Annotated in this window: 13 protein-coding genes; 6 read left to right on the plus strand and 7 right to left on the minus strand. The window is 69.6% G+C overall.

Translation table 11 applies throughout. The features are described from left to right. Positions 1-89 precede the first annotated feature (89 nt). Complete coding sequence (locus SROS_RS21480; protein WP_012891038.1) at positions 90-497, minus strand: MerR family transcriptional regulator; 408 nt, start codon at positions 495-497, stop codon at positions 90-92. Between the two features lie 73 nt (positions 498-570). On the opposite strand from SROS_RS21480, the gene SROS_RS21485 reads away from it, so the two are divergent. The 5 genes from SROS_RS21485 (at position 571) to SROS_RS21505 (ending at position 6,008) form a co-directional block, all read left to right on the plus strand. Continuing rightward, positions 571-1,431 carry an NAD(P)-dependent oxidoreductase gene (locus SROS_RS21485; RefSeq protein WP_218919892.1) on the plus strand — a complete coding sequence of 287 codons (861 nt, stop codon included), beginning with the start codon at positions 571-573 and terminating at the stop codon, positions 1,429-1,431. 389 nt (positions 1,432-1,820) lie between these two features. Then, a complete protein-coding gene (locus tag SROS_RS21490; RefSeq protein ID WP_218919893.1) occupies positions 1,821-2,348 on the plus strand; it encodes a hypothetical protein in 528 nt (175 codons plus the stop codon). 185 nt (positions 2,349-2,533) lie between these two features. Continuing rightward, positions 2,534-3,886, plus strand: coding sequence for a Dyp-type peroxidase (locus tag SROS_RS21495; protein WP_012891041.1), 1,353 nt, complete (start codon positions 2,534-2,536; stop codon positions 3,884-3,886). Between the two features lie 56 nt (positions 3,887-3,942). Next, positions 3,943-5,097 (plus strand): catalase family protein, encoded by a 1,155-nt coding sequence (locus SROS_RS21500; RefSeq protein ID WP_012891042.1) that lies wholly within the window; start codon positions 3,943-3,945, stop codon positions 5,095-5,097. A gap of 233 nt (positions 5,098-5,330) precedes the next feature. Further along, the gene (locus SROS_RS21505) at positions 5,331-6,008 is read left to right on the plus strand and encodes a GAP family protein (RefSeq protein WP_012891043.1); all 678 of its coding nucleotides are present in this window, start codon (positions 5,331-5,333) and stop codon (positions 6,006-6,008) included. Positions 6,009-6,266: 258 nt separating this feature from the next. On the opposite strand, the gene SROS_RS21510 is transcribed toward SROS_RS21505, so the two are convergent. The 5 genes from SROS_RS21510 to SROS_RS21530 form a co-directional block, all read right to left on the minus strand. Then, positions 6,267-7,433, minus strand: a complete 1,167-nt coding sequence (locus SROS_RS21510; protein WP_012891044.1) for an MFS transporter — start codon at positions 7,431-7,433, stop codon at positions 6,267-6,269. Positions 7,434-7,726: 293 nt separating this feature from the next. Next, on the minus strand, positions 7,727-8,326 hold the full coding sequence (locus SROS_RS21515; RefSeq protein WP_012891045.1) for a TetR/AcrR family transcriptional regulator: 600 nt from the start codon (positions 8,324-8,326) through the stop codon (positions 7,727-7,729). A gap of 295 nt (positions 8,327-8,621) precedes the next feature. Beyond that, positions 8,622-9,533, minus strand: a complete 912-nt coding sequence (locus tag SROS_RS21520) for a sterol desaturase family protein (protein WP_012891046.1) — start codon at positions 9,531-9,533, stop codon at positions 8,622-8,624. Between the two features lie 97 nt (positions 9,534-9,630). Continuing rightward, positions 9,631-10,419: a helix-turn-helix transcriptional regulator gene (locus SROS_RS21525; RefSeq protein ID WP_012891047.1), complete on the minus strand. Its 789-nt coding sequence runs from the start codon at positions 10,417-10,419 to the stop codon at positions 9,631-9,633. Beyond that, a complete protein-coding gene (locus SROS_RS21530) occupies positions 10,416-10,634 on the minus strand; it encodes a hypothetical protein (protein WP_148269150.1) in 219 nt (72 codons plus the stop codon). The genes SROS_RS21525 and SROS_RS21530 overlap by 4 nt, the downstream gene beginning before the upstream one ends. A 6-nt stretch (positions 10,635-10,640) precedes the next feature. Here SROS_RS21530 and SROS_RS51055 point away from each other — a divergent pair, with 6 nt between their 5' ends. Further along, a complete protein-coding gene (locus SROS_RS51055; RefSeq protein ID WP_169369334.1) occupies positions 10,641-10,784 on the plus strand; it encodes a hypothetical protein in 144 nt (47 codons plus the stop codon). A gap of 57 nt (positions 10,785-10,841) precedes the next feature. On the opposite strand, the gene SROS_RS21535 is transcribed toward SROS_RS51055, so the two are convergent. Beyond that, a complete protein-coding gene (locus tag SROS_RS21535) occupies positions 10,842-11,348 on the minus strand; it encodes a MarR family winged helix-turn-helix transcriptional regulator (RefSeq protein WP_012891049.1) in 507 nt (168 codons plus the stop codon). Positions 11,349-11,352 lie beyond the last annotated feature (4 nt).

The following is an 11,352-nucleotide window of genomic DNA, read 5'->3' on the forward strand; positions in this document are numbered from 1 at the left end:
CCGTTCGAGCCGGAGCAGTACCGCCGCCCGGGACGGCGTTGCCGCCATCCCGGGCGGCACTGCTCGGCCGTAGCCGGCACCCCGGCTGCTCAGGCGGGGACGGGCTCCCGGTCGGCATCGTCAAAGGGGGGATAGCTCTCGCTGCTCATTCGATCGGCCGCGTCGATGTAGTCGGCAAGAGCGTCGCGGGATCGGGCGAGCCTGTCCATCTGATCGTCCAGCCGCTGCAGCCGTGACCGCATCGCGGCCAGCAACTCGGGACACCCGAGCAGCTCCGGGGCCTCTCCGACCGCGCAGGGCAGCAGGTACGCGATGTCCTCGGAGGACAGGCCGGCACCAAGCAGGTGCCGGATCTGCTTCACCCGCAGCACGGCGTTCTCGCCGTACTCGCGGTAACCGTTCGTGCCGCGCTCTGCCTCCAGCAGGCCCTGGGCCTCGTAGTAGCGCAACTGATGGGCGTTGACGCCCGCCCGACGACTCAGTTCCCCGATCCGCATCGAAACCTCACTTGACCTTCATACCGGTATCAACGTTGACGATGATGACATGAACCACAAAAACGACACACCCGTGACAGTCATCGGACTCGGGCTGATGGGCCAGGCACTCGCCGGCGCGTTCCTGAAAGCCGGGCATCCTACAACCGTGTGGAACCGTACGACCTCCAAGGCCGACCGGCTGGTGGCCGAGGGCGCACGGCTGGCGCCGACGGTTGGCGACGCGCTCAAGGCGGGTTCCCTGACGATCATCTGCGTCACCGACTACCAGGCCATGCACGAACTGCTCGGCGCGAGCGACATCGAGCTGGACGGCACGACGTTGATCAACCTGACCTCGGGCGACTCGGGCCAGGCCCGGGAAGCCGCCCAGTGGGCCGAGCGGCGCGGTGCCCATTACCTGGACGGCGCCATCATGGCCATCCCGCCGGCGATCGGGACCGCCGAGGCGGTGATCCTGCACAGCGGGCCGCAGCCGGACTTCGAGGCGCACAAGTCGACACTCGACGCGCTCGGCACCGTCACCTACCTTGGCGCGGACCATGGGCTGGCGTCCCTGTACGACGTGGCCGGCCTGGCCATGATGTGGAGCGTCCTGAACGCCTGGCTCCAGGGCACTGCCCTGCTCAGGACGGCCGGTGTCGACGCCGCAACGTATGCGCCGTTCGCGCAGCAGATCGCTGCCGGCGTGGCCGAATGGCTGCCTGGGTATGCCGAGCAGATCGACAACGGCTCCTTCCCGGCCGAGGTGTCGGCCCTGGAGACCGACGCGCGGGCGATGGCACACCTGATCGAGGAGAGCGAGGCGGTGGGTGTCAACGCCGAACTACCGAAGTTGATCAAGGCGATGGCCGACCGCTCGATCGCCGCCGGACACGGTGGGGAGCAGTATCCCGTGCTGATCGAGGAGTTCGGCAAACCCCGCCGCGACTGACCGATCCCGACCCCGCGATCCAGCGTCTCGCGCCGTCCGCCGTCCGGGGATGCTGGATCCGGCACCTCTGCCGGCGTCGGAATCCGCTGTCGACCTGGGATCCAGTCTCCGGCATCCGGTCGGCGGCGACCGCCGGCACGGGGCTTGACGAGCACCGGACCGGGAGGTCGCGTCAGGGCCCTCCGGTCGGGTGCGCTACCGCACAAGCGCCGACCTGCCTCCAGTCGGACAGCAGCGGTGTGGTCAGAATGGGAGATGAGGGCGATGGCGCCTCATCCCTGAGCGCCTGGCGCCCCTCGGACGGATCCGTGGCAGGGAGTCTCCCTATGACTGCGACGCCAGACGCAACCCCGTCGGCTCAGCCCGAGCGCCCGGGTATGAAGGATGGGGTGTGCAGCGAGTTCACCGTCTTTACCAAGATCAAGCCGGGCCATGCGGATGCGCTGCGTGAGGATCTCGCCACGCTCGCCGGCGGGTCATCCGACGTGGAGGCCCGTGCGGCGCTGCGTCAGATCGGCACCCTGCACGACGCACGCCACGTGATCTTCGACAACGACACCCGGCACATGTTCGCCAGTGTCTTCGACGGCTCCTGGGACACCTACATCGACGACTTCGGAAAGACGGCAGTCGGGGCCCGCTTCGACAAGGTCTTCTCGCACACCGAAGGGTTTCCCGGCGTCACCGATCCGAAGGTGAAGGACTGGTTCATCGCCCGGCAGGCACCCGCGGGGGTCTTCGTCAGCTCCTATCCCGATCTGACCGTTCAGCAGATCTGGAAGGACCAACGTGTGAGCGAGGCATTCCAGGCAGTGCTGGACACCCCCGAGTTCCGGGCGGCGCTGGACAACCCGGCGAACGCCGAGTTGCTGGCCACGCCGGCCTTCCAGAGGCTGATGGAGGAAGCCGCAGGCTAGAACCGAACTCTTGAGACAGCCGACCTGGGGCCGTGCCGACGTCGCAGCGGGGGCGACGCGGGCAGCCGCCCAAGTGCACGATGCCGCGGCGGTGAGCCCCGGCGCGTCATGGACCGTGTCGCCGGGCGCGGGCCGGCCGCCACGGGGGTGTCCGGGTAAAGACCGATGCGGAGGCACAAGCGATCATGAACGCGGAGGCAAGCACGAGCGGAGCCAGTGCGGGAATCGAGATCGACGACATCCAAAGCGGGGCATTGCATCCACGGCCTGCACCGTACGAGGGAAGGTTCATCTTCCTGCGGGTAGATGACCGTCACGCGGGGCGTTCCCTGCTGCGGCGGCTGCTCCCGGCGATCGAGGGGGGTTTCCACAGCGCGGACCCGAGCCAGGATGCCTGGGTGGCGGTGGCGTTCACCTACCAGGGGCTGCGGGCCCTGGGGGTGCCCCAGGAGTCGCTGGACAGCTTTCCGCGGGCGTTTCGCCAGGGCATGGCTGCGCGTGCGGACCTGATCGGCGACGTGGGTGAGAGCGCCCCGGCTCACTGGGAGCCGCCGTTCGGAACAGCCGATGTGCATATCGCGTTGAGTGCTCTGTCACCCGATGCGGCGCGGCTGGACAAGGCTCTGGAGCGAGCCCGCATCGCCTGCCGGGACACCCCTGGTGTCCAGGTGATCTGGCAGCAGGAGGTCCGCCAGCTCCCGACCGGGCGTACCACCTTCGGCTTCCGCGACGGCATCAGCCATCCGAACATCGAGGGCCTCGGGCTGCCCGGCTCCAACCCCCGGGAAGCCCCTCTCAAGGCCGGCGAGTTCATCCTCGGCTACCCCGACGAGACCGGCAATCTGCCGCCCATGCCCAGCCCCGATGTGCTGGGGCGCAACGGGACCTACGTCGCTGTGCGCAAGATTCACACCAAGGTGGCGGCCTGGCGCCAGTACCTGCGCGCGAACACCTCCAGCGCCCGGGAAGAGGCGCTCCTGGCGGCGAAGATGGTCGGGCGCTGGCCCAGCGGGGCACCGTTGACGCTGACCCCGGAGCACGACGACGCGGCGCTGGGCGCCGATCCGCACCGCAACAACGACTTCCTGTACCGGGAGAACGACGATCGAGGCTTCCGATGCCCCGCTGGTGCGCACATCCGGCGCACCAACCCCCGCGATGCCGCCATCATCGGCGACGCACGGATGCACCGCCTCATCCGCCGCGGCACCAGCTACGGCCCGCCGCTGCCAGAGGGCGTGCTGGAGGACGACGGCGCCGACCGGGGCCTGGTCGGAGTCTTCATCGGAGCTCATATCGAACGACAGTTTGAATTCATCAAGGCCGAGTGGGTCAACGACGGCAACTTCATCGGCTTCCCCGGCGAGAAGGATCCGGTGGCCGGGCATCACGACGGAACCGGCAGCGCCACCATCCCGGAGAGGCCGATCCGGCGGCGCCTGCAGAACCTGCCCAGCTTCGTGGTCACCCGAGGCGGCGAGTACTGCTTCCTGCCGGGTCTGCGCGCCCTGCGCTGGCTGGCCGAACTGAGGGACTGAGGCCTTGTCCTGCCCCCCGAGGTCGCCACCACGGTCTCCGAGAAGAGGTAGACGTCATGGCAGCACGGTTCATCCCCTACACCCGGGATGTCGAAGACGACGACCCGCGCTTTGATCACAACCTGCAGACGGTGATCGACAAGACCAAGAGCTTCATCGCCGGATCAGTCACGGCCGGTGGCACCGGACGGGCTGTCCGCGACGCCCACGCCAAGGGATACGGGCTGGTCCGAGGGCAGGTGGAGATCCTGGCCGGGCTCGCCTCCGAGTACGCCCAGGGTATCTACGCGACGCCGGGAGTCCACGATGCGCTCATCCGCTTCTCCAACGGCTCCCCCCACGCCGGGGCCGACGCGCGACTGGGCAGCGCGACCGGGCTGGCGCTGAAGATCTTCGGCATCGACGGCCCGACCCTGCTGGAGGACGAACCGGACACAGGCACGTTCGACTACGCCACCATCAACGCACCGATCTTCTTCTGCAACACAGTCGAGCACTACCTGTTCATCCAGGACCTGTTCTTGAACGCACGGGCCTACTTCTCCCAGGGCCGGCCCGGCGCGCATCGATTCTTCGCCGAGTTCGTGACCGGAAAGGGAACGCTGGACCAGGACGACTGGGCGTGGGACGAGTTCCTGGCCTTCCTGCGCCTGGCGCGGATCCCCCCGGTCAACGTGCTGCTGTCGAGCTACTGGACGATGGGCGCCGTCCGGCACGGGGACTACATCGCCAAGGTGCGCATCACCCCCGACCCGCACTTCGCCGATGCGGTGGTCCGGCGCGCCATCGACCCGGCCTCGGCGCCGGAGGTCTTCCGGCCGGCCCTGCTGGCCGAGCTGCGGGAGCGACCCTACGCCTTCGACATCCAGGTTCAGCTCTGCACCGACCTGGAGCGGATGCCGGTGGAGGACACCACTGTGGAGTGGCCCGAGCAGCTGTCGCCGTTCGTCACGGTGGCCAGGCTGCGGTTGCCGCGACAGGACATCTCCGGTCAGGACAATCTGGAGAAGATGGACGCGCTGTCCTTCACACCCTGGCGGGTCACGGCCGAGCACGCACCCCTGGGCAACATCATGCGGGCCCGCAAGGAGGTCTACCGACAATCCTCCATCGAGCGTCACAAGCTCAACCAGCAGCCGCGTACAGAACCCCGCAGCGCCGACGAAGTGCTTGACCCGGCCCACCACCGCGACAGTGCCGGGGGCGAGTAGGGGAGCGGGGGACAGCGATGCCCGATGGGGAGCACATCACCGTCGCGGCCGTCGGCTCGCGGGGTGATCCGACGGCGCGGCATCGCCGGGGCAGATGCGCCTGATGAGAAGATCGGCGGGAAGGGCTCCATGGATGCCCTGGTCAACCGCATGGCGCGCGCTTGGTAGGTCAGCGGGTCAGGTCCCGGCGCCCTGCCGGCCAGATCATCCCTGACCGGCACACGGAGGCCGCCATGGGGCAAGCTCTCGGGGACGTGCTCGGCCTGGCGGCCGGCGTCGCGGTCAGCCCCCTTCCCATCGTCGCGATCATCCTTGTCCTGGCAACGCCGCAAGGACGTCTCAACGGACTGCTGTTCACCCTCGGCTGGCTGGCGGGGCTGTCGGCCCTGGGCGGCATCATGCTGGCGATCGGCGGAGCCGGGGGCTCCTCCACCCACCATCAGCCGGCCACCTGGGTGGGAGGGCTCAAGCTCGTCCTGGGCCTCCTGCTCGTCCTGTTCGGCACCCGGCAGTGGCGGCACCGTCCCAAAGGCGCCACGCAGGCCGAGCTGCCGAAGTGGATGGCGGCGATCGACCGCTTCACACCGATCAAAGTCCTCGGGCTCGGGCTGGCCCTGTCGGCGGCCAACCTCAAGAACGCCCCGCTGACCCTCGCCGCAGCCGCCTCGATCAGCGCGTCCGGGCTTCCCGCCGGACAACAGATCGCATCCCTGGCAGTCTTCGTGATCATCGGTTCGCTCGGGCTCCTGGCACCCCTCGGAGTGTTCCTGTTCATGGGAGATCAGGCCAAGACCGTGCTCGGCGGCTGGAAAGACTGGGCGGCACAGCACAACGTCGCCGTGATGGCCGCCCTGTTCTTCGTCCTCGGCCTGAAGCTGCTCGGGGACGGCATCGGCATCCTCACCTCCTGACCTCCTGAAACCAACGGCGAGCCCTGACGCGGTCAGCCATCGCGCCGGGCGGCGGGTGGGGCGGCACATGGAAGTTATTAATCTACATTGTAAAGGCGTCCGGCCGGGTTCAAGATCATTTACAATGGACTGAAGACTCCGTCACCCACAAAAGAGGCGCGTGGATTACGCAGCGTAATCCACGCGCCGTCCGGCAGCTGGTGCGGATGGGAATGCGCCCTTTTTGCGGTTCCGTGGAAAGCTTCGCCTGCTCCTTTGTCAGGAGGTGAGCGGGGTGCGGGGGCGCAGTGCGCCGGCCGAGGCCGCCATGAAGGCGGCCAGGAGGGCGGGGATGGCCAGGGCGCCTGGCAGGCCGATGATCTCGGCGGCGCCGCCGATGATGGCGGGGCCGGCGACGAGCCCGGCGTAGCCGACGGTGGCGACCTGGGCGATGGCCTCTCCCGCGCGGGCGGGGTCGTGGTTCCCGGCGGCGGAGAAGACCTGGGGGACGATGGTGGCCAGGCCCAGGCCGAACAGGGCGAAGCCGGCGATGGCGATGGGGACCCGGCCGATGAGCAGTGCGGTGGCCAGGCCCAGGGCGGCGAGGAGTCCGGAGTAGCGGACCAGGCGGACGGGGCCGAGGCGCTGGGCGAGGTGGTCTCCGGCGAAGCGGCCGGCGGTCATGGCGGTGGAGAAGACGGCGAAGCCGAGGGCGGCGACGCTCTGGGGTGCGCCGAGGTCTTCGAAGAGGTAGACGGCGGTCCAGTCGACGGCGGCGCCTTCGCCGACGAGGCCGGCGAAGGCGACGACGCCCATGAGGACGATCCAGCCGGACCAGCGGGTGCGGGCGGGGGTGGTGGTGGCCGGTGCGGCGGGCTGGGTGGGCAGCAGGTGGCGTCTGGCGTGGAGGGAGAGGAGGGCCAGGGGGATGCCGGTGGCGGTGAGGGTGGTTGCGGCGCTGAGGCCGAGCCAGGCGAACAGGCCGCCGATGCCTGCGCCGATGAGGCCGCCGATGCTGAACATGCCGTGGAAGGAGGACATGATGGGGCGGCCGTAGGCGCGTTCGACTTCGACGCCGTGGGCGTTCATGGAGACGTCGAGGGAGGCGTTGATGAGGCCGTACAGGAACAGGGTGGTGATGAGCAGGGGGAGGGTGGGGGCGTAGCCGGGGGGGATGACGGCGAGGGCGGTGGCGATGGCGGCGGGGGTGATGACGCGGGCACTGCCGAGGCGGTCGGTGAGGCGTCCGGCGAAGCGCATGCCGATGACGAGGCCGGCGGCTATGGCCAGGAGGCCGTAGCTGAGCTGTCCGTCGCTGAGGCCGAGGTCGTGTTTGACGGCGGGGATGCGGGCGGCCCAGGCGCCGGAGACGGTGCCGAGGAGGATGAAGAAGAAGGACACGGCTCGGCGGGCGTTGGTGGCCTGCCGGAGCGTGGTGTCGCTCATGAGCGCCCCCGGGGTTGTCGGCTCAGGGGCGTATTCAATCATGGGCGGGGTCGCCCGGGTTGCCCCCGTGGTAGGGCGGAGGGTCTCCCGGCGGCTCGGCAGGGGCGGGTGCCTGCAGGTGGCGGCGGTCGCCGCCTGCAGGCCGGGCCGGCCGCGTGCCGGTCAGGTCCCGGTCGGCGGCGTCAGTTGCCGGCTGTCCGGCGTGTTTGCGGGGATGTCGCCTGGCTGGGATCGGTGCCGTCGGGGGCCGGCGTGCCTGATGCATGATGCTGGTTCATCGCCATGATTTTCGGTCAGGGGCGGAAGGCTTTGAGTGTGATGTCGACGAGAGCGTCGGCGTATTCGGCGGTGAGTGGGCCCGAGCGGTGCAGCCAGCGCTGGTGGAGGGGGGCGTAGAGGACGTCGAGGAGCAGGTCGAGGTCGGCGTCCGGGGCGAGTTGGCCTGCCTGTTGTGCGCTGCGTAGCCGGGCTTTCTTGGCGTCCTGTACGGGGCGGGCGAGTCTGTCCCGGTATTGGGCGGCGAGGTCGGGATTGCTGATGATCTCTGAGTTGAGTGCCCGGATCGGGGCTTCGAAGTCCGGGTCGGCGAACTCGGCCGCTGTCGCGCGCATGACGAGTTTGAGGTCGGCTTCGATGTCGCCTGTGTCGGGCAGTGCCATTCCCTCTTGCTCGGGGTTGTCGCTGAGGGCGAGGAAGGAGTCGAAGATCACGGCTCCTTTGGAGGGCCACCATCGGTAGATGGTCTGTTTGCCCACGCCCGCGCGGGCGGCGATCGCTTCGATCGAGACCTTGGCGTATCCCACTTCGCGGATCAGTTCGCGGGCGGCGTCGAGGATCGCGTGTCGTGATCGCTCGTTGCGGCGGGCGGGATTGGGTTTTTTGGCGTCGGGCATGTGGTCAGGCTAACACTCAAGCGAGACGGATCGTATCGGCTTGGTGGAGGGGGTTTCGCGGGCTCTCGCCTCGGGCCGGTGTCGCAGATGGCGGCTGGTGGTCCGGGTCTTACCGGCGTCTCGGCTCCGGTCGGCTTTGCGAGAGGTCGAGGCTGTCTGATCGTTTCGTTGGGCCGGCCGGTGGGGGGTGGGCGGCGGTGGTTCAGGCGGCGCCGTACAGCCCGGATATTTCGGCGGATACGCGCGACATCTTCCATAAGGCCGGGATCCGTCGACTCGCCGCCGCGGCTGAGATTCAGCCGCGGGCCGTGTTCAGGGCGTCGGTGGGGGCGTCGGTGATGTGGCAGGCGCCGGAGGCACGGAAGGGCTCGGCGAGCTGGGCCAGGTAGCCGGTGGGGTAGTTCGGTTTGGCGGCCATGCCGAGCTGGTCGGAGGTGAAGCGGCGGGTGGGGTCGTGGGAGAAGGTGCCGAGCAGGTGGTCCCAGGCCAGGGTGAACAGGCCGAAGTTGACGTCGCCGATGCCGGCCCATTTCAGGTGGTGGAAGCGGTGGCCCTCGTTGAGGGCGAGCACGTACTTGAGGGCGCCGATGCGGTAGTCGGCGTTGGAGTGCTGCAGCAGCAGCTGGACGGCGACGGTGACGGCCAGCGCGGAGGCGACGTCCAGGGGCAGTCCGATGAGGATGAGCGGAGCGACGCCGGCGCTCATCTCCAGGGTCTGGTGCAGGGGGTGCTTCATCAGGCCGTTGAAGCCGTAGAAGCGCTTGATGGAGTGGTGGACGGCGTGCAAGCGCCACAGCACGCCGATCTTGTGGCTGGCGTAGTGGGTCAGCGTGATGCCGAGGTCGGCGATCACGATGGCGGCCAGGACCTGCAGCGCGAAGGGCCAGGAGTGCGGCCACAGGTCGGCGATGGTGACGGTGGCGGCCAGCAGCGGGATGATGCCCACGCTGAGCAGCAGCAGCAGCTCGTTGACGCCGGCATGGGCGATGTCGCGGCCGCCGTCCCCGGCCGGGCTGTTCCACTCGGCCTCGTACGGCAGGGCGCGTTCGGCGGCGAAGGAGCAGCCGATCGCGGCCGGTAGCAGGCCGACGAGCCAGAGTTTGGAGGCGCCGGAGGCGGCCAGGGCGATGGCGGCGCCGTTGACGCCGAGCAGCATGAACGGCACGTAGCCGTAACGGATCACGGGTCGGATCAGGGTGTGGTGCATGCCGTCCAGCGTCGCGGCGGTCGGACGTCCGGGGCTTGGACGGATCCGCTGATCTCCGCCGCACATCTGGCACAGGGCCGCGCCGTGGGCAACTCGTTCAGGCGGCGCCGGCGGCGTGGGGGCGGATGGCGTGCAGCAGGTGCGAGGGGGCCAGGCCGAACATCTCCCGGCAGACGCGGGTCAAGTGGGAGCTGTCGGTGAACCCGGCACCGTGCGCGGCGTGGGTGAGGCTGGCGCCGTGCTGGGCCAGCTCTGCGGCGTGGCGCAGCCGCGCCCAGCGCAGGTAGGCGGGGAACGGCAGGCCGAGCTCGGTGGTGAACAGGTGCCCCAGGCGGCTGGCCGACAACCTGACGGTGGCGGCCAGCTCGGTGAGCCGGACCGGGCCCGGCAGCAGCTGCGGCACCAGGTCCACGGCTGCCTGCAGCACCGGGTGCCGTCTTGTCTCCGGTACGGCCCAGCCGTCGCAGAGCAGGGCCGACGCGTCCACTGCGTGCTCGGTGAGGGCGGCCGGTGGCAGGGCGGCGCGTGCGGCGGCGATCCAGCCGTCCACGTGGTCGCGGCTACCGCCGTCGAGCTGGGTGGTCAGATGCCGGGCGGCCGTACTGGCCGGATCGAGGTAGATCATGGTGGCGGTGGCGTCCGGACCGGCGTGCAAGGCGTGCGAGGCCAGGGTGGGGATGATCGCGGCGCGCACGGTGCGGCGGGTTCGGTGGGTGTCGCTCAGCTCCACCTCACCGGAGGATACGAGCAGGATCTGCACCGCGGCGTGGGCGTGCGCGCCGGTGCTGCCCGCCGCACCGGTGAAGGCGAGCCGACCGGGCTGCAGGGTGGTCGTGCCCCGCCACCCGGCGGCGGCCGGCGACGCGGCCGCGGTCAGGGCAGTCACGACATGCCGCCCGTGTGTGCCGAGGAGTGGTCAGTGGTTGCGGCGGGGTGCGGGATGAGGGTGCGGTATTTGCCGCCCGCCCCAGGTTGCGGCGGTTCGGCGGTGCGCGCGCCCGGGGTGCGGCTGCCCAGCCGCATCAGCAGTGGCGTCTCATGCCAGTGCTGCAGGACCTGTCGGCCGGGGTTGGTGACCATGAGCGTTTCGATCCGGTTCATCGGCATGTGAGTCTCACGTCCTCCTGGCGTCTGTCCGGAGCCCCCAGGCGGGCCGCTCCCGGGGCGCTGCGAGAGACGGCATCCGCCCTCGCTCTCTACGACCCGCGCAACACCTTGCGCGCCGACTACAACATCCCGCCCGCGGGCTGAGCGTTGCGGCCGCAAGCCGCGATGGGCCGTGCCGGGCGCCTGTGGGGAGGGGGCGGATCATTTGGTCCCGGGGTCGCGTCCGGGGTCCTCGTGCCGGCGATGGGTCTTGTCGGTGGACAGGACGAGGGCGGCGGCCTGGATCTTGTCCATGACGGTGGACAGGTCGTGGAGGGTGGGGGTGTCGAGGCAGTGCAGGAGGCGGCGGAAGTCGGCGAGGCCGGCGTCGGCGATCTTCTCGGTGAGGGTACGGCCGGCGGGGGTGAGTTCGACGCGGCGGATGCGGCGGTCGTGGGGGTCTTCGCGGCGGGCGACGAGGCCGTGGCCGACGAGGCGGTCGACGATGCCGGTGACGGTGCCGAGGCCGACGCCGAGGTGGTGGGCGAGGTCCTGGCCGGAGGCGGAGTCCTGGAAGGACAGGAGCATGACGACCTTGAGCTGGCGCATGGTGAGGTTGGAGTCGAAGAGGGGGGAGGGGGGGCGGTCTTGGGCGAAGAGTCGTCCCAGGTCGCGTTGGAGTTCGCCGATCCGGCGGATCAGTCGGTCGCGTTCGTCGTTCACACTCACCTCT

Origin of the sequence: Streptosporangium roseum DSM 43021 (genome assembly GCF_000024865.1) — a bacterium.
GTDB lineage: Bacteria > Actinomycetota > Actinomycetes > Streptosporangiales > Streptosporangiaceae > Streptosporangium > Streptosporangium roseum.

Excerpts from the sequence above, each read along its gene's own strand:
- SROS_RS21480 (WP_012891038.1), bottom strand. The coding sequence starts at position 497 with ATGCGGATCGGGGAACTGAGTCGTCGGGCGGGCGTCAACGCCCATCAG.
- SROS_RS21495 (WP_012891041.1), top strand. The coding sequence starts at position 2,534 with ATGAACGCGGAGGCAAGCACGAGCGGAGCCAGTGCGGGAATCGAGATC.
- SROS_RS21500 (WP_012891042.1), top strand. The coding sequence starts at position 3,943 with ATGGCAGCACGGTTCATCCCCTACACCCGGGATGTCGAAGACGACGAC.
- SROS_RS21505 (WP_012891043.1), top strand. The coding sequence starts at position 5,331 with ATGGGGCAAGCTCTCGGGGACGTGCTCGGCCTGGCGGCCGGCGTCGCG.
- SROS_RS21510 (WP_012891044.1), bottom strand. The coding sequence starts at position 7,433 with ATGAGCGACACCACGCTCCGGCAGGCCACCAACGCCCGCCGAGCCGTG.
- SROS_RS21515 (WP_012891045.1), bottom strand. The coding sequence starts at position 8,326 with ATGCCCGACGCCAAAAAACCCAATCCCGCCCGCCGCAACGAGCGATCA.
- SROS_RS21520 (WP_012891046.1), bottom strand. The coding sequence starts at position 9,533 with ATGCACCACACCCTGATCCGACCCGTGATCCGTTACGGCTACGTGCCG.
- SROS_RS21530 (WP_148269150.1), bottom strand. The coding sequence starts at position 10,634 with ATGAACCGGATCGAAACGCTCATGGTCACCAACCCCGGCCGACAGGTC.